The organism is Heyndrickxia acidicola (assembly GCF_001636425.1).
Taxonomy (GTDB): domain Bacteria; phylum Bacillota; class Bacilli; order Bacillales; family Bacillaceae_C; genus Bacillus_AE; species Bacillus_AE acidicola.
The window spans coordinates 17,593-39,720 of the sequence record NZ_LWJG01000004.1 but is presented as its reverse complement, the minus strand read 5'-3'; the positions used below and the strand labels follow the sequence as shown (position 1 = coordinate 39,720).

The window sequence follows — 22,128 nt, the reverse complement described above, 5'->3', positions numbered from 1 at the left end:
AATGTTAATTGGAAAAAGAATGCATCAAGATAATCGGAATAAATAATGAGCAGGATGCTAATAAAATTCTTCATGCCCTAAAAGATGTTTGGGGAATCCGCGAAGCAGAGGTAAGTGTTGTAAATCAAGCGGCCACCATTAGTTATAATGAGAGAGCGGCTTCTTTGACAGACTTTATTCAAGCTGTCAAAAATACAGGGTTTGACATTAATGATTAGAGTTCTTCTCAAAATTATAAGAAGAACTCAATAGAAAGGATCTCATTGATGAAAGTATGTGAAGTTTGTGGTTCTATAGATCGAATGGTACAGGAAGAGAACGAACTATCCTCATCAAAAAGAGTGCTACATGTTTGTGAAAATTGTAGAAACGATCGTAAGTTTCCATCGTTTGATAGTGAAGAGCTACTTTAATTATCATAAGAAGGGTAAGATAATGGAATAAAACCATTTATCTTACCCTTCCATTTTTTTTGAATGTTTTCTCTTCTGTATATAATTTCTTCAGCTAAGGATGTAAACATTTCACCGGTAATTAAATCCTCAAAAAATAAATTTGACTCTTTGTTTTCATTACGTTTGGCAAATGGAATTCTTGCTATCGTTTCTGATGATAGACTCTCGGCTAGCATATCACCGCCACCCCTTCCAAAGAGATAATTCCTTGTACCGTTAAATTCCTCATAATACGCCAACGAAAATGAAAATGAGATTGCATCACCTAGCAATTCACTCCTGCATTGCATGTGATAAATCCGGATAAGTGTTTTTTAACGACAAAAAAGGCCTTGCTGTTTAGCAAATAGCTAATGTCTACTTCCCGGATTTAAATGTTACTTACAATACTGGAGCTCACAATTTTACCCGATAACTCCTTAAATCCTTTTTTGGAAAGAAAAGGTTGTTTTTGAAGATGATAGCTCCTTTGCTGGCAGCTAAAACTCATTTAACGAAAGGAAGTTTAAGGTGACTTTCTTTATACAATCGCATCTACCTATGTTTTTAAAGTTGTTAAATACTTTGGTGCAGCAATTAGTATATAATGAAATAAATTGGGGGAGTTAGCAGGGGAAGAAAACAATTGAAAAAAGATTAAAAGGGTGTAATGAATTAAAATGACACGCTCAAATAAGGTTTTTCGTAAATATCTCAAACGGTTCTTTTTCTCCGGGCTAATTATTATCTTCGTTTTTTGTGTAGGAGCTACTCTTTTTATACAATTTTATCCTTTTGGGAAGAGTCCGTTATTATCAAAAATGAACTATCCCTTAAAGACTACAATCAAGTCTGGAAAACCTGGTGATCCAATTAATGTCCTTATTTTGGGGTCTAAACAGACAATCACCAGATATTTTAAAGAAGCAGGGTGGGAGATTCCAGATCCAATAACTGATAGAACCAGTGTGAAAATAGCCTTAGATTCTTTAGGGAATTTACCATATCCTAAAGCTCCTGTAAGTAACCTGTATTTATATCACCGTAAGCAAGATTTAGCTTTTGAAAAACCAACTAATAGCGTACGAAACAGGGGGCACATTCGACTTTGGAAAACTCATACAACCATCAATGATGAGGAGGTTTGGCTGGGTTCAGCTACCTATGATCACGGGATTGAACTTAGTAAAAGGTCTCATCTACCCACTCATCATATCTTACCTTCTGTCGACGACGAGAGAGAAAAGGTTGTCCGAGATTTAAAACCATTTATGAAATCTGCACTTGTTGTATCGTTTGATCAACCAAATCTTTTTGGTTTCAATGGTGGAGGAGATTGGTATTACACGGACGGGAATATTGCAGTTTTATCTGTCTCCCCTTTGAATAAAGATAATATATCTAATCATTCAATGTCGCTAACTTTAAAACAAAAGGTGATACAATTCCTTTTCCCTATACTAAATGCGCTTTGATTACGTTTAATCCAATGATTTTTATTCATCTCTAACATGTTTTAAGGACCTAAAGTATTAAAAAGAGCTGCTGAAATAACAGATTTTACAAAAAAGAGGGGATATCGCTTCAATTCCTTTTCCGCAATTTAATTGCAAAGTGCAAAGTATCACTATCTTGAACATGGTAGATGTAAAATAGGGAGAGCCAAATGGTGGCCTCCTAAAAAACAGTCGATTAAAAACTTAGAGTACCCTGGCACAAAGCCTTGGTACTCTTAGTTTATTCTACTTTGTTTCTTTTAGCTGAAAAAGGATTAAATATCCAGCTTCGATATTTTGATAATCTTCCTTTTCAACTAACGGAGGTTTGTTTAAAGTAATCATAAGAAATTCTTATATTTCTTGGTTATCATGATTATCCTTGCAAATCTAGTATATTTTTGAATTTATCAAAAACAGGCCATGTCTCAGGAGCTACCGCTAACCCACTAAAGGAAATTGGGCCCACAACAGCTGCTTCTGTCCATTTGTAATGTTTTCGGCAGTCAGTTGATAAAGATGAGATCCACGTCCCACGTTCATATCAATTGCTTGGAATGTCGCGATATAATTAACCTCTGATGTAGGATCCGATTCTACTCCTTCTTGAGCTCTAAAGATTTCTTGTCCATCACGAAAGATCTTAAATAAAATTTGTGATGTACCGCTTAAGCCCCGGACTCCTACTGTCGCAATCAATTCTACATGATTTTTATTTGCATCCCAACGAGGAATGTTGATATGAATAGACGCTAGTATAACATGTGCTGGAGAATGAGGAATTGCTATGGGTGCATTATTGTTAACCTTGCTAATTGGCTCTGTTGCTTGATAATCAATAATACGTACCATTTTGTCACCACCTTGATTTCTATATTTTAAAGTATGTGGTTAGAAGAGATTTAGTTTGGCCAAACGTTTAATAATATAAAAAATGTGTTTTAATTTAGTATATAAAACACGCTTCCCAGGTTGGTCTAGACGTTATATGAGCTCATCATATGGCTAGAGAGGAGGGGGAGGATAGCTCTACACTCCATTGATTATAAAGATAACCAAATAGATAGCACCACCTAACGTTTTTCCTCCTGAAGTCCCTATTGGAACAGGCTGTTCGATAAGCTGATGAAAATGGAAAGAAGATGAGTTGGAACAAAGGCATAAAAAAAAAGAAGAGAGAATGGGTAAGTGAGGTAGCAGCAAAGTTCCGTAATATACCCTACAATTAAACTGAGGATAATAGAGTTTAATGAACCGCCAAATGTCAATTCAGTCGTTATTTCTTTAAAAGAACCACATTGAAAATACTAAAAAAATACATAATTCATTAAATATAAAAAAGAAATTGTACCAAAAGTTACAATTTAAAGGACTCCAAAAAGGTTTCTTTTCCATTTCTACCCAAAAACCCCCTAGTTCTATTTTTATAAAAAGTAAAGAATCTATATTTCGATTTTTATTTCAACAATCTTTTAGAAAACAGCATTTTAATTACTGAAGGATACCAAAGAATAATGGAGAATTTATTATGAGAAGAGAAATGTAAGTATAGAAACCACTCCTGGAGGTTTTTTATGAATCATCCTATTTTAAATGAAATTGGTACGGTCTTTATTCCAGTTAGCGACATAGAAAAAGCCCGTGATTGGTATTGTGAAATATTAGGCCTACCAACAGATGGAGAAATCCTATTTGGTCATTTGTATGTACTCCCTATGAAGGGGGCGGGAATTGTTTTAGACAGCAAAATTTTTTCAGAGGATAATACATTTAGTTTCCCAGCATTTCATTTCAATGCTGAAGACATAAATGAAGCTTACCGGTATATGGAGAGTAAAAAGGTTGAACTGATTTCAGGCATTGAGCATCATCATTATTTCCGTTTTAAAGACTCTGACGGAAATCATTTAATGGTTTGTAAATGTTAAAAGGGGCAGACGGGAAAAGTATCTAGATGAAATGTACAAAACTCGTTCAGAGTTTTTGTTTTAGTTTTTAAAAATGATGAACGTTTTCAAGAGAGAAGGGGGAATAAAAGGTAACCAATTTAACGGTAACCTTATGTGTTTTACTATTTTGAGTAGCTGTCTATTTTCGACTTTTAAGTGTGTTCTTATTTTTATCAAAACTTCTAATTCTTCTGGAGGAAGGGGCCTGCTGAATAAGAATCCCTGTGCCTCGTTACATTTTAAATTCTGAGAACTTCTAGCTGTTCTTGTGTCTCCACTCCTTCCGCTATGACGCGGAGCCCTAAATTCTTGGCTATTAAAAGAATGGTTGAGGCAATATCTTCATCTTCTTTACTAATGGCAATATCACGCGTAAAGGACTGGTCAATTTTCAAATAATTAATGGAAACTGTTTTAAATAGCTTAACGAGCTGTATCCTGTACCAAAATCATCGAGAGAAATATTGACTCCTATTTCTTTTAACTGTTTCAATACATCCTTTGCCCTCTCTACGTCCATTGTCATGCTTTCCGTTATTTCAATCGTAAGATTTCGAGGAGAAATCTGCGTTTCACTGAGTATTCGGGTGATATTTGAAATAAGGTCAGGCTGATAAAATTGACGAAGGGACAGGTTGACAGACACCGAAGCGAGATCAATCCCTTTTTGTTTCCATAGATGAAATTGGAGACATGCGGTTCTTAGTACCCATTCTCCAACCGGGATAATGAATCCGGTCTCTTCCGCAATAGGAATGAAATCTCCTGGTGAGACCGCTCCCAAAAAAGGATTTTCCCACCGAATAAGCGCTTCGACACTGGTAACCTTCATAGATGAGATTTCCATAATGGGCTGGTAGTGAAGGGTAAATTCATGATTTTCAAGAGCTTTACGCATTTCATTTTCTATCTGTAATCTTTGGAGATTTTTTCGTTCTAATACACTGTGGAAAAATTCAAAATGGTTTCTACCATTTTTCTTTGCTTCATATACATTTTTCAATCTTTTCTTTTCCGTATCCGCCAAAAGAATGGAACAGTGACCTCCATCCGAAATCTTTTCAATCAGAGTGACAATGTTATCTAATACTTCGGAAAAGGCAGCATCGCGTATATTCATTTCCAGAATTTTATTTTGTCCGTTTAATAAGGTTTCCAAATTTCTTTGACTGGTTATATCCTTCGCCATTCCCACTACCCCGCCCAATTCGTTTCCACTATAAAAGGGCAATGCTACAACGGCTAAGTCCACACGATTCCCATTTTTGTGAATAATGGAGGTTTCAAAAGCGTCTCTATAGCCTTTGAGAGCGCTAATAAAATGCTCTATGGTCTTTTCTAAAGCTTTATCTTCAATGATGGGGTAAAATGCTATGGAAAGTGCCTCTTGTTCTGTATATCCTGTTATGCCAACAGCAGCTTGGTTAAAGAGCAAAAAGTTTCCTTCGGGGTCAAGTGCATAGCAAGCATCCCGATTAAAGTCAAACAATGATTTATAAATATTAAAAAGTGAATCTGAATTCATAATGGTTTTCATTTTTCACCAATCTTTCTATTTAAACAACTTCTTCTAGAAATATACTACAAATTACCTGAAATTTCATTCCAGTAGGAAAAATCAAAATATGTTTTTTAATAGTCTTAAAAGTAGCCAAGTCCAATACGTAATTCTTACAATACTTGGAGAATCATCAGTTTAGTATGAAGTGAATGTTGTGTTTGATATCAAAATAAATCTACCTAATAAAGTAAAAGGGCATTGTGTTATGAACACAATGCCCTATATGTAAGGAGGGAAGTCGCTTGAGCGTCCTCCCATTCGGTTTTCTACTGCAGAATGTCCTTTGTGTTCAAGATGCTTTTCTTGATTACAGACTATTTAGGAGTTTCAATTTATACTGGTTTAGTATCATTATGCATTTAGCAAGGCTACATGCGCGATCTTTATGGACTTACTGGCGGAGTCAGTCCGGTAAGTACAGGAGTTACTACACTAGCAGTAGGAATTTGAAGTTGTTGAACTTGTAATACTTTTACAGTAAGGTCCAAGACGATTTTTTCACGCACAGTGCTAAATGTGCCCTCAGGATCTGCCATCTTTGGTGAAAAATCAAGTTCAAAGAAGTTTGCAGCTACTAACTCACCATATGGCTGTTCATTGTATTTGACGAGATTTTGGAAGAAAGCTTTATCCAAACGAGCATCCATTTGAGTTTGATCATTAAGGAAATTTGATTCAGCCGACTCAGAAATACCTATAACCGGAAATGGACCATTATTGGTAGTTGGAAAAGTAAGAGCCGTGGTACCAGTAAACGGAATATCGGCGATTTTATCTTGAAGTGCTCCATTACATGCATTTGAAGCATATTCTAGATTTTTGCGAATATGCCCTGCTACAAATAATTTAGCTGAAGTTACCCTAAAGTAGTCACTGTTGGCAGCGATGCGCTCAAAGCCAGTAGGTACTAGTTTAACTTGATTTAGAAATACATTTTTTTTCACTCTCTTGATCTCAGTTGCTGGAGGACAAAGCGTAATATCCGCCTCCACATTTATTTCAATTGTAGGCTCTGCAAGTACAACCGGAACTTTAATCGTTGGCGTAACTGTTACAGTATTTAATGTAGTATTTACATTCGTTAATGGTATTTGTTCCGTTGATTTTACTGAGCAAGAGTCTAGATTAGTTGTTTGATCACTCAAAAAAATAACCTCATTTCATTATGATATTTTGCTGTTAACCACTCCATGTCAATAGCCTATGCAGAATGAATTTTAAAGGTTATAAAAAAGGTAAGATTTATTTATGTGTATAAATAAGCTTAGCTGTATTAGGGATTTTGCCATCATCACTGACTCCGACTTGTATGATAAAAACACAATTTTCATAAAGGTATATCCTTGTTTCAACTTGCCTTTCAGTTATACATAAAATGGACTGAAAGGAGGGAAACAGAATGGATAGATTTATTCTTTTAATGTTAGCTGGTATATTAGCAGGTTTTGCCTTATTAAAAGTTCCTTTAGCTGGTACTTTCTTAAAAAGTTTGGAGCCAATTACTACTGTTATTGGCCTTTTAGCTATTGTATTATTCTCCGTTGTCCTAATATTTAATGGTGTAATGGCACTACTGGGTAAGTAAAAAAGGATAAATTTGTATTTTATCAGTCTTCGTGGCATCACTCATAAACCATTCAATAATTTGAACCGTTTGTTTCACTCACTTTTTTAGCGAAAATAGTAACAAAGTTTACGAAATGAGCCTTCATAAATTAGTGAATGAATAAACTTTTTATTTATGTCTCTAAACTTGGATTTAAAGCTGAGGCGATTAAAGCAAAAAGGAGTGGTTACCCTTTCGATAACCACTCCTTTTTACTTTGTTACAGATGATAATGTTTGGCGCTTCTATAGTTGGTGTAATACATTTATTTCTCTAAAAACTCAAGATTAAAAAGATTGTTAACAAGAACTATCAGGAGCTTCTTCCGAAACAGGAGTCTCGTCAGTCACAGAAGCCTCTTCAATACCAGGAGCAGGAGGACTTACTGGAGGAGTAAGTCCAGTAAGAACAGGAGTTACTACATTCGCAGTCGGAATTTGAAGCTGTTGAACTTGGATTACTTTAACAGTAAGGTCGAGGACGATTTTTTCACGCAAAGTGCTAAAAGCGGCTTCAGGGTCTGTTAAAGTTGGAGAAAAATCAAGTTCAAAGAAGTTTGCAGCTACTAACTCGCCATATGGCTGTTCATTGTATTTGACAAGATTTTGGAAGAAATATTTATCTAAGCGAGCATCCATTTGAGTTGTGTCATTAAGGAAGTTCGATTCAGCCATTTCAGAAATACCGATAATTGGAGCAACAGCTCCAGCTGCAAAAGTAAGTGTTGTAGCACCAGTAAATGGAACATCGGCAATTTGATCTTGAAGTGGTGCATTACATGAAGCTGTAGCATATTCTATATTTTTACGAATATGTCCCGCTACAAATAATTTAGCTGTTGTTACCCGGAAATAATCACTGGTGGTAGCAATACGAGCAAAGCCAGTAGGTATGAGCTTAACTTGATTTAGGAATACATTTTTTTTCACGCGCTTAATTTCAGTAGCTGCAGGGCTAAGAGTAATATCTGCCTCTACATTAATTTCAAGAGTCGGTTCTGCAAGAACAACTGGAACTTTAATCGTTGGAGTGGTAACGGCTGTCGTATTGAGTGTAGTACCAAGATTCGTTAAATTTCCTTGTTGTGTTGATGTTACCGGACAAGGGCCTGGTTGGTTTGGTTGAAAGCTCAAAAAAATTCCCTCTTTTCATTTAGTTTTCAGAGGTTTTTACACTCTCCGTATTGATAGAATATGCAGCATTAAATTTTAGGTATAGTTTTGTATAATAGGCATTTTCTCATTTTCTGATAAGGGAAGATTTATTTTGAAGATTAAAGTGTTTTTCTATTATAACGGACGCGAAAATGTTGTATTTAGAGTAAATGAATATTAGGTTCTAAAACTATTTTTTGCATTAAAAATTTTATGAAGTTACTTTCCATTGTATGTAATGCGTGAAGTCGAGTGAGCTTCTGTGAATACAAATGTTTATCAAACTAGGTTATGTGTGTGTATGCTGTACTGGGGCATTGACTGGAGAAAGCAAATTCTAAAATGATCGATTGTTCTTGAATAACAAGGGGACAAGATTCTATAAGGAAAGAGTTGTTTCTTATAAAAAAAGGCTCTGTGATTTGACACAGAGCCTTCCCTTTATCATCAAGGGCTTACTGGAGGTGTAAGTCCAGTTAGTATAGGAGTTACTACATTCGCAGTCGGAATTTGAAGCTGTTGAACTTGGATTACTTTAACAGTAAGGTCGAGGACGATTTTTTCACGCAAAGTGCTAAAAGCGGCTTCAGGGTCTGTTAAAGTTGGAGAAAAATCAAGTTCAAAGAAGTTTGCAGCTACTAACTCGCCATATGGCTGTTCATTGTATTTGACAAGATTTTGGAAGAAATATTTATCTAAGCGAGCATCCATTTGAGTTGTGTCATTAAGGAAGTTCGATTCAGCCATTTCAGAAATACCGATAATTGGAGCAGCAGCTCCAGCTGCAAAAGTAAGTGTTGTAGCACCAGTAAATGGAACATCGGCAATTTGATCTTGAAGTGGTGCATTACATGAAGCTGTAGCATATTCTATATTTTTACGAATATGTCCCGCTACAAATAATTTAGCTGTTGTTACCCGGAAATAATCACTGGTGGTAGCAATACGAGCAAAGCCAGTAGGTATGAGCTTAACTTGATTTAGGAATACATTTTTTTTCACGCGCTTAATTTCAGTAGCTGCAGGGCTAAGAGTAATATCTGCCTCTACATTAATTTCAAGAGTCGGTTCTGCAAGAACAACTGGAACTTTAATCGTTGGAGTGGTAACGGCTGTCGTATTGAGTGTAGTACCAAGATTCGTTAAATTTCCTTGTTGTGTTGATGTTACCGGACAAGGGCCTGGTTGGTTTGGTTGAAAGCTCAAAAAAATTCCCTCTTTTCATTCAGTTTTCAGAGGTTTTTACACTCTCCGTATTGATAGAATATGCAGCACTCACTTCACGGAATGGACTTATATAATAGTCATTGGCACATTTATAGAAAATAGAGAGGTTTTTTTGAGCTGTAAATACGTTCCGTTATCTGCTCGGGTCTTTACCATCATAACGGACTCGAACTTTTTGAACTTGTAATAAATGGATGATTAATTCTAATACTATTTTTTGACACAATTGATTTGAATGAGTTCCTGATTTTTTTTGTTTTAAACCTGGAATGTTATTGTGAAAAGCAGTATACTCTATATTTTGATGTATAGTGCCTTCTATAAATAAATTACCTTTTGATGCTGTACACGTCCCATTACCTAAGGATTGAGTAAATTGGGTTGGTGCAAATTTACAGTGGGTCAGTATGACCTCTTTGGATATTTCGTTAACCCCTAGAATTCCTTCTTCAAATACAAGATTTTCCTCAAGGCAGGCTTCTATTTTGTATTCCCCAACAACGACAGGAACTTTTATATGGATTATATCAGGAGAGGCATAAGAGTTAGTAGTGGTTTCTTTTGTTTCCTTTAATGATAAATCGTGTAGCGGAACGACAATTGATTTATAATGTTGATTCTTTTTATTTTCATAAGTAGAGAGATCCGTTAAAAATATCATTTCATGTATGTTAGAGCGAACCAGATGACAATCAGGCTGTTCAGGATAATCAGTTGTGGTATTAATAAGTTTTGTTTCATATTGTGAGGGGTGTTTATAATCAAGGTGAAAAAATTCAAATGTATTTTGAAGCTTTTCGCCACAAATAGGAGCATGAAGAAAATCATCAATTTCTACATGAATAGAGAATGGGCTTTTCTTCGTTATAAAACATACCTTTCCCTGTCCAGTCTTGTGAAACTCACTCATACCATCGTAATTGGAGCTATGTTCCTCTTCGATTTCTTGATCACTCATCATTTCATCCTCAAGATCGCATTCAGATGAACGAAACCGTTCAGGGTCAGAATTTCTATTAGTTACAAGATCCAGCTCCTCTATAGAGTAGGTTTCATCCACTTCTAATGTCGCACAGAGATCATACAATTCTTCATCGGTATCAGATTCAGAATAAGTGTGAACAGGATAATGTAAATAGGAAGTATTATCTTGTTCCCCTGGAGAGTTGTTGGCTTCTTTCACTTCTTCTGTTTCAAGGAGATCCTCCATTTTATCCTCACCATTAGATGCAGAATGGGTGAGAGCAGGATAACTTAGATAGTCTACACTATCCCGATCTTCTTCAGGGTAGGTTTCATCTATTTCTTCTATATAAAGGAGAATCTCCATTTCATCCTCCGATGCAGATGGTTCCAGAGGTTCAAAAGTAGCATTTGCTTCAAATGTAGGATCCATTTCCTCAGCTGGGTAAATTCCATGCACTTCTTCTATATCAATGAGAACTTTCTCTTCATCCATAAATTCAGGTTCAGGAGGATGCAGATGTTCAGGAATCATTTCTGTTAGAGTGGGCTCATATGGTACATCTGTAGAGTCGGGAGCCTCCATCTCTTCTTTATCAAGAAGATTATTCGCTTCCTCTATAAATATAGGTTCAGGAGGATGCAGCAGTTCAGGAACCACCTCTGTTAGAGGGGTATTATTCAGTCCACCTGCAGAGTCGGGAGCCTCTACCTCTTCTTTATCAAGAAGATTATTCGCTTCCTCTATAAATATAGGTTCAGGAGGATGCAGACGTTCAGGAACCACCTCTGTTAGAGGGGTATTATTCAGTCCATCTGCAGAGTCGGGAGCCTCCATCTCTTCTTTATCAAGGAGAACTTTCACTTCGTCCATAAATTCAGGTTCAGGAGGATGCAGACGTTCAGGAACCATCGCTGTTAGAGTAGGATCATTCGGTCCATCTGTAGAGTCGGGAACCTCCATCTCTTCTATATTAATGAGAACTTTCACTTCATCCATAAAATCGGGTTCAGAAGGATGCAGATGTTCAAAAACAACATCTGTTTGATGTGTATCACTCTGTACATCAGCAGGGTCGGTACCCTCCAACGCTTCTTTCTCTAAAAGATCATGCATTTCATCTGGATCAGATTTAAAAACAGTATTTGTTTGAGCTGTATCATTTGGTTTATCTGAAGATATAGCTTTAAAAGCTTGCTTGCAATCACCGGAATCCGCTGATTTGAAAACATGATCCGTTTCAGTAGGCTCCTCTATGTGGGAAACATGTTTTGAATCTTTACCATCCAATAAATCATGAAGATCACGGATAAAGTCGGTAGGTTTTTGTTGGTGTAATTTGGACGAGTCTTTTACATCAGCATATTTCTGTTGAATCTTTTCCTCATCTATATTCATATATCTTGGCGCAGTATTAAATTCTCTATCATCATTGCCTGATTGGTTGCGCTTTTTATTTCCACAAATCGAATTCTTACCTTTTGAGTCTGATTTGTATACAAGCGTCTGCTTAGAACTCATTTCCTTCATCTTACTATGATTAATCCATGGAGTCTTCATTGTTTCACCCCCAATCCAAACAATCGTCATTATATTTATTTATGCTTTATTTAAAATTTTGCCCCTGAATAATTCCGGATAATGAGAGTAGTTCTCTTGTGAAACATACGAGATATGCGGTAACTGGAGGTATGTAGCCGGTTTGTTTCTAGAAACAATACAATGTATAAAAACCATAATTAAGCCCTATATGATTGAATTTCCGTTTAGATTGTTTAATCGGGATTTGTTTGCATGTCATGATTCACATTGTTTACCTCTTATATAGAAAGCATTAAAACGAACCTGTGGCCGCATGGTTATGCAAAAAATAAAGCAAGCTGTAAAAAGGATGGGGCTTCTTAATTATTTCCTTTTTTTTGAATAGTGGGCTCTTAAAATAGGCCTCTCTTTGTCTACGAAAGCTTACTTAAATTCTCATCAATCATAGAAATATATTGGGTGATTAATATTTATTTTGTGCAATCTAGTAGCATTCTATTTTAATAAGTACATCATTTCTATCATAGGATAAGGATAATATCCCATTTTATATAGCCAGCTGAAAATCACAGGCTGGACACGATATTTTAGGATGAAGGGAGAGCTTACACATGGGAAAGGGTGAAGAAGGTCTGTTTTCTAACGTTGACTTTCAAAACATACAATCATCTTTATCGGACATAAAAAAGGAACTTGGATTTGAAAAAAACTATAGTAAAAAACATTGGGAAATTATTGAGGCAGCCATTCGGGTTTTCTCTGAGAAGGGATTTGCTGCTGGACGAACGAGCGAAATTGCCAAAGAAGCAGGGGTTTCAGAAGGAACCATTTTTAACTACTTTAAGACGAAGAATGATTTGCTCCAATCCATCATGATGCCTTTTTTTCTTTTTGTTTCTCGTCCGTTTATCCTAAAAGGGATCGAGTCCTTTCTGTCCTCCCGCCCTGAGACACCTGTAGAAGAGGGGTTAACGAAACTCGCCGTGGACCGTGTAAACCTTATTGAAGAACATCGCTGTCTGGTAAAGACGGTTTTTGCTGAAACGATGTTTCATCCTGAATTATTTACATCCATTCGAGATAAAATTTTCCCTGGTGTTGTAGAGGCAACGCAAAGGGTTTTCAATTCAGAGGTTGAAAACGGTACGTTTCGTAAAGTGGATAGCTTTGCAGCAATGAAAGTATTTCTTGGAATGATCTTTGTCCATACGATGATGAAAGAAATGTGTTCTGACCTTCAGGGATCAGAGGATGATGATGGAGCTATACGCCAAATGATTGATATCTTTCTGAATGGTGTGGGGACTGAAAAAGGCTTTGCTCCACAGAAGTAATAAAAGCAGAGGATACTCTATATATTGTATTGAGTAAGTACTCAATCAGGGTATTGGAGGTGATGGATATGGATCAGCCCAAAGGCTCCATGTATGAAATTGAGCGTATTAAGTCTCCGGGTATTCAAATGACGATTATTATTTTAGGAGTCTTTATGGCAATTTTAGACACCAGTGTCGTCAATGTGGCCATCCCTAAAATGGAGACGGCATTGAACGCCAATACAGATCAAATCCAGTGGGTTGTTACGGGATATATGCTCGTTCTGGGGGCGCTAATTCCCATTTCTGGGTGGTTAACGGATAAATTTGGAGCAAAAAAACTTTTTTTGTTTGCTTTAACCACCTTCACGATTGGATCTGCCCTATGCGGGCTTTCATGGAACCTTGATTCCATCATAACATTCCGTATTATTCAAGCGCTTGGTGGAGCCTTAATGCAGCCAGTAGCCATGGCGATGATCTTTCGTATTTATCCGCCAGAGCGCCGGGGCACGGTCATGGGGATTTTTGGGATCGCGATGATGGCGGCGCCGGCGTTTGGACCGGCACTAAGCGGCTATTTGGTGGAGTATTGGTCATGGCGTTACATTTTCTATCTAAATGTACCCATTGGGATAGTTGCAGTGATACTCGGTGTGCTGATGATGCATGAGTTTCCCCATAAAGTGAAAGGAAAGTTTGACATCCTGGGCTTTTTCTTTTCGGTCATAGGATTTGGGAGTTTATTATATGGGTTTAACGAAGTGTCTACCAATGGATGGGGTTCAACAAGAGTGGAATCTTTTCTTTTAGTCGGCGTACTAAGTTTAATCATTCTGGTCATTGTCGAGCTGAAAGTGAAGCATCCAATGATTCAATTGAAGGTTTTTAAAAACTATCAGTTTAACATTAGTCTTATCCTGATTTCAATCGTTAGTGTGTCAATGTTTGTGGGCATTTTTTTCCTACCATTGTATCTTCAAAACATCCGAGGTTTTAGCGCTGTGCGTACGGGCCTTTTTATGACACCTGCTGCATTGGCCTCAGCCGTTATTATGCCAATCAGCGGCCGGCTATTTGATCGTATTGGACCAAAGCCTTTAGGTGTCACCGGATTGATTATTGTGACAATCGCTACTTTGGGATTTACAAATCTGGGGATGAATACAAGCTCTGCTTCCATCCAATGGCTTTATATTCTTCGTAATGCAGGGATTTCGATGGCTATGATGCCTCTTATGACAGCAGGTATGAATTCGATTCCCTTTGAATTGACCAGCCAGGCCACCGCTATGAATAATACCATTCGGCAGGTTGCGGCTTCGCTCGGAACTGCCCTTCTTACGACTAATATGACCACTCAGTCAAAAATCGAGGCTGCTCACTTATCCTGGCAGGTAACGCCGACCTCACAGTCCGGTCATTTCTTAATGAATCTACAACAAATCATGCAGGCTCATGGTATGTCGCTTTCGCAAGCAAAATTGACTGCATTATCCTTGATGAATGGATTGATTCAGCAGAGGTCCATTGTAAAGGGGATGAATGATTCTTTCATGGTTGCAGCGATTTTAACGGTGTGTGGAATCATTTTGGTTTTCTTTTATCGGAAAAATCGCAGCCAAGAATCAAGTAAGCTCAATAGTAATGCGTAGCCGTCCATTCTAATGCAGCAATGAGTTTGCACTCCATTAAAACTAAAAGGAGGGGTACATCCTATGGAAAATTCTAAACGATTTATCCTTTTTAATGTTGTAGTGGTCTTGATTGTGGTGATTTTGGGATTTGCTATTTATTATTTTTATAATCAATCCTCGACCTATTTAAAGACAGATGATGCTCAAGTCACTGGACAGGAAATCACCATTGCAGCTCCAGCAGCAGGTAAGGTCGTTTCATGGAATGGAACAGCCGGTTCCAATTTTAAAACTGGAGATGAAGTAGGGCAAGTCCAAGAAACGAATGGAAATAAAACAGTAAATGTTCCAATCTCTATACCACAAGATGGAACCATTGTACAAAATGATGCGACCGCAAATGAGTATGTTGCACCGGGTTCACCACTTGCTTATGCCTATGACATGAGCAAACTAAACGTGACGGCGAACATAGATGAAACGGATATTCAGGATGTCAAAGTGGGAAATACTGTAGACGTTTATGTCGATGCATTCCCAGGTACGACAGTCTCAGGTAAAGTTGAATCCATTGGGCTTGCGACAGCTTCAACGTTCTCTTTACTGCCATCATCCAGTACAAATGCCAACTTTACAAAGGTGACTCAAGTGATCCCTGTTATTATTGAATTGAATAATATTCCAGGAGGGCTGGCACCTGGTATGAACGTAACGGTTCGGATCCATAAATAAGGAGTGTTCAGTTTTAAAAGGATATTTTTTGTTCAAGACCACGAAATTGTTTGTGGTCTTTTTCTTTTGCAAAATACTGTTATACATAGAGCATTTCCAAAATGTGTGATGTATCCATAAGAGGATCATGTTCATACAATGTTAATCACAGAAATAAGAATTTACTCAGGAAATGGGCAGTTACAATGAGAGTACTTAATTTGTGTCATTCACTGCCAAATAGATAGGCTTGATACAGTATTTTTTGATTAAAAGTCAGCATTAAATCCTCTTCGTTAATTTCATTGGACTATAAATTTTTGTCCGTCCTTATTTTTTTACACTGGACTTAAAAAGTTGCGTAAGGTAAAATGATAATAATATTAATGCTGTTTTTTCTGAAAATAAAAATTCCGTAGGTTTTGTTTACCTATTTTTTTGGTTTAAGGAAACAAATTTGTTGGTATCTAAAAGGGGGAGGAATCACAATGAGCGGGTTAGATTTAGGAGAAATAAGGAGGGAATCCCCGTCCTTGGAAGGCGAAAGCAAAACGGTTACAGCTGCCAGGGAAGCCATTTTAGGGGAAAGGAAAGGAATTAAGGCCATTTTGCCATTTTTGGGGCCTGCATTTATTGCCTCTATTGCGTATATCGATCCAGGCAATTTCGCAACGAATATTCAGAGTGGTTCTCAATTCGGTTATAAGATGTTGTGGGTGGTTGTATTGGCTAATTTAATGGCACTTCTGCTTCAAAACATGTCAGCTAAACTGGGGATTGCTACTGGGAAAAACCTGCCCGAGTTATGCCGGGATCATCTTCCAAAATGGTTAACATATGTCATGTGGATATTTTCTGAGGTAGCCGCTATGGCAACGGATATTGCTGAATTTTTAGGAGCCACTCTCGGATTGCATTTATTATTTGGGATTCCAATGATTTATGCAACGGTCCTGACAGGGATTGCAACGTACTTGATTTTATCTCTTGATAAACTGGGGTTTAGACCGTTAGAGAAGTTCATTGCTGCATTTGCCTTGCTGATTGGGCTCTGCTATATCGTGGAGACATTTCTTTCCAAACCCAGTATCTCACAAATTGCTTACCATAGTATTGTGCCTTGGATAGGAAATAAAGACAGTATCTTATTAGCCGTAGGCGTTATTGGAGCGACGGTCATGCCGCATGCCATTTATCTTCATTCCAGCCTTACACAAAATAGAGTCGTACCACGAAATAATATAGAAGCGGTTAAAATTAATAAATTCAGCACCAAGGAAATCATTATTGCCATGTCTTTTGCAGGTTTCATAAATCTTGCCATGATGTATATGGCTGCTTCCGTATTCAATACTACAGGTCATACTCAAATTGCCGATATTACAAGTGCTTATAAAACATTAACACCTTTATTAGGAGCTGCTGCTGCAAGTGTATTTCTCATATCGCTGCTTGCTTCCGGAATTTCCAGTTCTGTTGTGGGAACCATGGCTGGTCAGGTTATCATGCAGGGGTTTGTAGGATTCACCATCCCTCTTTGGCTTCGAAGAGTCATTACCATGCTGCCTACTTTTATCATCGTACTGCTGGGAGTAGATCCTACCCAGACTTTGGTGATTAGTCAAGTTGTCCTTAGTATTGTTCTTCCTCTGCCCATTATCGCCTTAATCTACTTTACAAGACGAAAGGATCTTATGGGCGTATTAACCAATAAAACGAGCACAACGGTTTTATCCATCATGTGTGCTTGTATCATTCTTATGTTAAATATCGTTCTCATTTACCAAACCTTTGCAGGCTAAGGATTGAATCAAAAATGGCTAAAGAGAAACTTTTATCAGTAGAGCTTCATTTGAATAGTTAAAAATACTCCTTTAGCTGGGGGAGATTTTAGCCGGAGTTTGGACTGTGAATGGATGTTCACCTTAATAATGAAAATGATAAAGTAGAGATTATTTAAAAAAGAAAAACACCCAAAACTCCTAGTTAGTTTGGTGGCCTGGAAGGTGAACATCTATCGTCAAATAAGGCTACAGCAGAAGTTTTTATGGACACACGTAATCAAGCACTAGTTGATCAAGAGCCAAATATCCTTGATATTACCCGAAAATGCAGTGAATATGGCAATGATCAAGTTGACCACTCAGCCTGTTCTATACGAAAACTTTAAAGACGCAGGTAAAGTGATCAACTTTTAGTAAATTCCAATCAAAAATGAGCCCTGTAGCCCATTTTTTGTAAAATCATACTAAAGTGAGCTGTCAAATTTGATAAAAACACCGGATGAAGCCCGTAATGACGGGCTTTTTTGATGAGAATTTATATTCTTGACAGGTGGTACTATTCTGTATTACTATATACTTGTAGTAAGTAATACTGAATATCTGTCACACATAATACCTGTGTTACAGAGTACTAAAAAAAATATAAGTGAAATACAGATGGAGGTAAAAAGTTGGAAAATATTACAGAAATGCTGAAAGGGGTGCTTGAGGGTTGTGTGCTTGAGATCATCAGCCGTGGCGAAACGTACGGTTATGAAATCACGCAACAACTGCGAGAACTTGGCTTCACTGATGTAGTTGAAGGCACCGTTTATACGATTACCATGCGTCTTGAGAAAAATAATCTGGTGGACATCGAGAAAAAGCCATCCACTAAGGGACCGCCAAGAAAATTTTACACTCTCAACGATGCAGGTCAAGAACAGCTTGAAGTTTTTTGGAAAAAATGGAATTTCATCTCAAGTAAAATTAACGAACTCAAAACAAAATAAAATCAAAAGGAGAATGAAAATGAGTATTTTTAAAAAAATTATCGAAAGTCTGGATGACAAGCGGGAATGGAAAGCAATGGAGGCGCGTGCGAAGGCACTCCCAAGTGAGTATAGTAACGCTTACAACGCTATCAAAAAATATATGTGGACCTCTGGTGGTATCACCGAATGGAAGGACATGAGCCGTATCTTTGGCGGAATTCTCGACCTCTTTGAGGAAGGTGCAGCGGAAGGTAAGAAAGTCACTGACCTCACGGGCGTGGACGTGGCCACATTTTGCGACAATCTAGTAGAGGATGCGATAACTTGGAGGGACAAATATCGCACGAAGTTAAATGATACGATTGATCGCGGCTAACGGGGAAACCCTAGTGAATTTTCTCTTAGCACCGAGCTTTAAGACTCAATCCCAAAAATATCGTTCGAGTATGCTACGTCTCAAAGGATAGAAAGGAGTATGATAAATGACTGAAAATATGATTGAAATCAAAGGTCTTGTCAAATCTTTCAAGGATAAGGAAGTCCTGAAAGGTGTGGACTTTGAAATAAAACAAAGTGAAATCTTCGCCCTCCTCGGTGAAAACGGTGCAGGAAAAACAACCACGATCAAAATACTTGCCACTTTATCAAAAATGACTGCAGGGACAGCGATTGTCAATGGCTTTGATGTGATAAAAAATCCGAATGATGTGAGAAAATCAATCTCGCTCACAGGTCAATTTACGGCTATTGATGAAATACTGACCGGCCGTGAAAATCTCATCATGATGGCAAAGCTTCGTCATCTTCCGCAGCCTAAAGGGATTGCTCAAGAAATGCTAGAGAAATTTGACTTGACAGAAGCAGCAGACCGTAAGGCTTCCACTTATTCTGGCGGGATGAAGCGTCGCTTGGATTTGGCCATGAGCTTTATCGGGGAGCCTGCTGTGATTTTCCTTGACGAACCAAGCACAGGGCTTGACCCAAAAGTCCGCCTTGAAGTTTGGGAATTGGTGCGTGATCTTAATAAAAATGGTGCGACTATTTTCCTGACAACACAATATTTAGAAGAAGCAGAAGCACTGGCTGATCGTATCGCAATGCTACACAAAGGGAATCTCATCGCTAATGCGCCTCTTGCTGAGCTGAAAGCAATGCTGCCTGAGGCAGAAGTCGAATACGTTAAAAAAGAACCAACCCTCGAAGAAATCTACTTGCACTTGACTGGTGAGAAAGGGGAAACAAATAATGACTAATTACGTATTTCAAGATATTGCCACCATGGCGAGTCGCTCGATGAAGCATATTTTTCGTAGTGTAGATACGATTATCACGGTGACTGTGATGCCAATTGCCTTTATGCTTATGTTTGTCTATGTGTTTGGTGGGGCTATCCATGCCGGAACAAGTGCTTCCTACGTAAAATACCTGCTACCAGGAATTTTGCTCCAGTCGATTGCGAGCGGGGTGGCCTACACCGCATACCGTCTTTTCATTGATGTGTCCAAAGGAATTTTTGAACGCTTCCATTCTATGCCAATTTCACAAAGTGCTGTACTCTGGGGGCATATTTTGACTTCGCTAGTCTCTAATGCGATCTCAAGTGTGGTGATTGTGCTGGTTGCTTTGGTAATGGGCTTTCGTTCATCTGCTGGTATTCTTAATTGGCTAGCAGTTGTTGGAATTCTCTTATTCGTTGTTCTTGCATTGACTTGGTTGGCTGTCCTTGCGGGACTTTCTGCAAAGACGGTGGACGGCGCGTCAGCCTTCTCTTATCCTCTAATTTTCTTGCCCTTTGTCAGTTCTGCTTTTGTCCCAACTGCCTCTATGCCTACACCCGTACGTATTTTTGCTGAAAATCAACCCGTGACAGCGATTGTCAACACGATCCGTGCCCTACTCAATAATCAATCGGTCGGAAGCAATATCTGGATTGCCCTCGCATGGTGTTTGGGAATTACTATTGTTGCATATCTCCTTTCCATGCGTGCCTATAGCAAACGTATCTTAGGGAATTAAGATAAATTACAGCCGCTATAAGCGGCTTTTTGTGCGACGGGCAATCGTGAAGGGCGTTGGTATGCCAACGTCCTTCGCTTCTTTTATATAAATTAGGTCATTCCGTTTTTTGGAATTTTTTATGTTACCCTTCCGATTAAACGGAAAATTCCATTTATTCGGAAGGGTAACTTTTGCATGTCTACCACTTATTTTTAAGACTATTTTGATTAGAATCAGTATAATAAGTCTCTTTATTTACGTATGACATTGAGCATGGTAAAGAGATTTTGTTACGTGAAAAATTAATGTTTTAAAAACTTATGTTTGGCATGAATTATGCATATTAAAAGAAAGAGGGTAAGAGGTCTTCTCATGAAGGGAGGGTAAGAGAACAAACGATTAAAATGATAACGCTTTCGAAAAAGGGTGTTCAATACAAAATAATGTTTAATTCAGTAAAAAAACTTTTATTAAAAGAATCATTTAGTCAGGCCTTATACAAAAATATTAAACTAGATGGGAGCCAAATAGTATGAGCGAAAGGATGCAAACATCAGGGGTAAAGGTTTATCTTATTGAAACCGTTATGTTTTTTACCTATGCCTTCTTTGCTGTTAGCTGGATTGCGGGAACTTCTTTAACTCCTCAAATCATGGCTTATTTTCATTTAAAAAGCTTTGCTTCCGCTACATTTATATCAAATGCCATTACAGTGGCGAAAATCATAGGAAACTTATTGGCTGCATGGTTTTTAGTGAAACTGCAGCCGAAAAAAGCCATTGCCCTTGCTTCCGCTTTAATTGTAATCGGAACAGGGATTGGAGCATTTGTTAGTGAGTTTTGGATGTTTGTGGCTGCCCGTTTTGTAATGGGATTCGGAGGAGCCTTGTTTGTAGTGTACTTTAGCCCGATGGTCATACGGTATTTTGATGCGAAACGCCGAGCTGCCATAAATGGAATCAATGCTGCTGCCTACAATATTGGAAGTATCATTGCTATGTTGATTGTTGCTCCGGTCGTTAGCCTTGTTGTTACTTGGCAGAACAGCCTCCTATTTTTTGCAGGCTGCAGTCTGGTCTTATTCATCCTTTGGTTGCTATTTGGAGAGGATTTTGAAGTGAATTCTTCTATATCTGCTAAACCAATCGAAAATGAACATCGTTATACATTCAAGGATGGAATGAAAGAGTCATTTAACTATATCCTTCCCTTTACGTATTGCGGGTTGCTTTTACTTTATATCGTCATTTTAACGATTTTTCCCATTTCCAATAGTGCTGCCGTCAACCCTAAAACACTAAGTACCGTTGTGGCACTGACCGGGGTTCTTGGATCAGCAGTTGGAATAGGGGTGGTAAGAAAAGTGGATAGACGATTACCGGTGCTTCGCTGGTCGGGATTATTAATGAGTGTTTCTGCGCTTGTCATGGTAATGACGAGTTCTGGCGCTGTTGCCTTAGTAATGGCTGCATTCTTAGGATTTCTTATGTTTTTGCCGATGACGGCTCTTGTCACCATTCCACAGGAATTACCCCATATGACTCCGGCAAAATTAACTGTCATCATGGGGTTCTTTTGGTCGTGTGCTTATTTGTTTGAATCCATCACCTATTATATCATTGGGTTAATTATTGATGCTTCAGGTTTTAAAGCGGCATTATATGTAGCAAGTGCTTTAAGTTTAACCTTCTTTATAGGATCTTTCTTATTACCGGAAACAGGGAAGAAGAAAGCGGGGGGGATGAAAAACTTAAGAAAAGAGGCGAACTAACATG

Annotated in this window: 18 protein-coding genes and 3 pseudogenes; 14 read left to right on the top strand and 7 right to left on the bottom strand. The window is 38.0% G+C overall.

Annotation, left to right across the window (positions count from 1 at the left end):
- Nucleotides 1–8 precede the first annotated feature (8 nt).
- Entirely contained in the window at nt 9–218 is a 210-nt protein-coding gene (locus A5N88_RS22650; protein WP_066271010.1) for a heavy-metal-associated domain-containing protein, read from the top strand.
- 269 nt (nt 219–487) lie between these two features.
- Here the strand turns inward: A5N88_RS22650 and A5N88_RS22645 are convergent.
- A pseudogene (locus tag A5N88_RS22645) lies at nt 488–697 on the bottom strand (MRP family ATP-binding protein); the annotation flags it as partial.
- 417 nt (nt 698–1,114) lie between these two features.
- Between A5N88_RS22645 and A5N88_RS22640 the strand changes: the two are divergent.
- Nucleotides 1,115–1,909, top strand: coding sequence for an LssY C-terminal domain-containing protein (locus A5N88_RS22640; protein WP_066271007.1), 795 nt, complete (start codon nt 1,115–1,117; stop codon nt 1,907–1,909).
- A 397-nt stretch (nt 1,910–2,306) separates the two neighbouring features.
- Here A5N88_RS22640 and A5N88_RS22635 read toward each other — a convergent pair.
- Nucleotides 2,307–2,782, bottom strand: a pseudogene (locus tag A5N88_RS22635) (exosporium protein C).
- Nucleotides 2,783–3,504: 722 nt separating this feature from the next.
- Between A5N88_RS22635 and A5N88_RS22630 the strand changes: the two are divergent.
- Nucleotides 3,505–3,858 carry a VOC family protein gene (locus A5N88_RS22630; RefSeq protein WP_066271004.1) on the top strand — a complete coding sequence of 118 codons (354 nt, stop codon included), beginning with the start codon at nt 3,505–3,507 and terminating at the stop codon, nt 3,856–3,858.
- 260 nt (nt 3,859–4,118) lie between these two features.
- Here the strand turns inward: A5N88_RS22630 and A5N88_RS22625 are convergent.
- Nucleotides 4,119–5,404, bottom strand: a pseudogene (locus A5N88_RS22625) (putative bifunctional diguanylate cyclase/phosphodiesterase).
- Nucleotides 5,405–5,823: 419 nt separating this feature from the next.
- A complete protein-coding gene (locus A5N88_RS22620) occupies nt 5,824–6,585 on the bottom strand; it encodes a CsxC family protein (protein ID WP_066271000.1) in 762 nt (253 codons plus the stop codon).
- A gap of 254 nt (nt 6,586–6,839) precedes the next feature.
- Between A5N88_RS22620 and A5N88_RS22615 the strand changes: the two genes are divergently transcribed.
- Nucleotides 6,840–7,025, top strand: coding sequence for a hypothetical protein (locus A5N88_RS22615; RefSeq protein ID WP_066270998.1), 186 nt, complete (start codon nt 6,840–6,842; stop codon nt 7,023–7,025).
- A gap of 320 nt (nt 7,026–7,345) precedes the next feature.
- Here the strand turns inward: A5N88_RS22615 and A5N88_RS22610 are convergent, their stop codons facing one another.
- From A5N88_RS22610 to A5N88_RS22600, 3 genes are all read right to left on the bottom strand, one after another.
- Complete coding sequence (locus A5N88_RS22610; protein WP_232317651.1) at nt 7,346–8,179, bottom strand: CsxC family protein; 834 nt, start codon at nt 8,177–8,179, stop codon at nt 7,346–7,348.
- Between the two features lie 468 nt (nt 8,180–8,647).
- Nucleotides 8,648–9,406: a CsxC family protein gene (locus A5N88_RS22605; RefSeq protein WP_066270996.1), complete on the bottom strand. Its 759-nt coding sequence runs from the start codon at nt 9,404–9,406 to the stop codon at nt 8,648–8,650.
- 154 nt (nt 9,407–9,560) lie between these two features.
- Nucleotides 9,561–11,951, bottom strand: coding sequence for a BC_2427 family protein (locus A5N88_RS22600; protein WP_066270995.1), 2,391 nt, complete (start codon nt 11,949–11,951; stop codon nt 9,561–9,563).
- A 593-nt stretch (nt 11,952–12,544) separates the two neighbouring features.
- Here A5N88_RS22600 and A5N88_RS22595 point away from each other — a divergent pair.
- The 10 genes from A5N88_RS22595 to A5N88_RS22555 all read left to right on the top strand — a co-directional run bounded on the left by A5N88_RS22595 (nt 12,545) and on the right by A5N88_RS22555 (nt 22,124).
- Nucleotides 12,545–13,267, top strand: a complete 723-nt coding sequence (locus A5N88_RS22595; protein WP_083953350.1) for a TetR/AcrR family transcriptional regulator — start codon at nt 12,545–12,547, stop codon at nt 13,265–13,267.
- A gap of 68 nt (nt 13,268–13,335) precedes the next feature.
- Nucleotides 13,336–14,904, top strand: a complete 1,569-nt coding sequence (locus A5N88_RS22590) for a DHA2 family efflux MFS transporter permease subunit (RefSeq protein ID WP_198160378.1) — start codon at nt 13,336–13,338, stop codon at nt 14,902–14,904.
- Nucleotides 14,905–14,967: 63 nt separating this feature from the next.
- A complete protein-coding gene (locus A5N88_RS22585; RefSeq protein WP_066270991.1) occupies nt 14,968–15,618 on the top strand; it encodes an HlyD family secretion protein in 651 nt (216 codons plus the stop codon).
- 467 nt (nt 15,619–16,085) lie between these two features.
- The gene (locus tag A5N88_RS22580) at nt 16,086–17,399 is read left to right on the top strand and encodes an Nramp family divalent metal transporter (protein ID WP_066270989.1); all 1,314 of its coding nucleotides are present in this window, start codon (nt 16,086–16,088) and stop codon (nt 17,397–17,399) included.
- A 245-nt stretch (nt 17,400–17,644) separates the two neighbouring features.
- A complete protein-coding gene (locus tag A5N88_RS26235; protein WP_260525578.1) occupies nt 17,645–17,767 on the top strand; it encodes a hypothetical protein in 123 nt (40 codons plus the stop codon).
- A 285-nt stretch (nt 17,768–18,052) separates the two neighbouring features.
- Nucleotides 18,053–18,373 carry a PadR family transcriptional regulator gene (locus tag A5N88_RS22575; RefSeq protein ID WP_066270986.1) on the top strand — a complete coding sequence of 107 codons (321 nt, stop codon included), beginning with the start codon at nt 18,053–18,055 and terminating at the stop codon, nt 18,371–18,373.
- Nucleotides 18,374–18,392: 19 nt separating this feature from the next.
- Nucleotides 18,393–18,731: a DUF1048 domain-containing protein gene (locus tag A5N88_RS22570; RefSeq protein ID WP_066270984.1), complete on the top strand. Its 339-nt coding sequence runs from the start codon at nt 18,393–18,395 to the stop codon at nt 18,729–18,731.
- Nucleotides 18,732–18,837: 106 nt separating this feature from the next.
- Complete coding sequence (locus tag A5N88_RS22565) at nt 18,838–19,608, top strand: ABC transporter ATP-binding protein (protein WP_066270979.1); 771 nt, start codon at nt 18,838–18,840, stop codon at nt 19,606–19,608.
- A complete protein-coding gene (locus A5N88_RS22560; RefSeq protein WP_066270977.1) occupies nt 19,601–20,371 on the top strand; it encodes an ABC transporter permease in 771 nt (256 codons plus the stop codon). The genes A5N88_RS22565 and A5N88_RS22560 overlap by 8 nt, the downstream gene beginning before the upstream one ends.
- 514 nt (nt 20,372–20,885) lie before the next feature.
- Nucleotides 20,886–22,124 carry an MFS transporter gene (locus tag A5N88_RS22555; RefSeq protein ID WP_066270970.1) on the top strand — a complete coding sequence of 413 codons (1,239 nt, stop codon included), beginning with the start codon at nt 20,886–20,888 and terminating at the stop codon, nt 22,122–22,124.
- Nucleotides 22,125–22,128 lie beyond the last annotated feature (4 nt).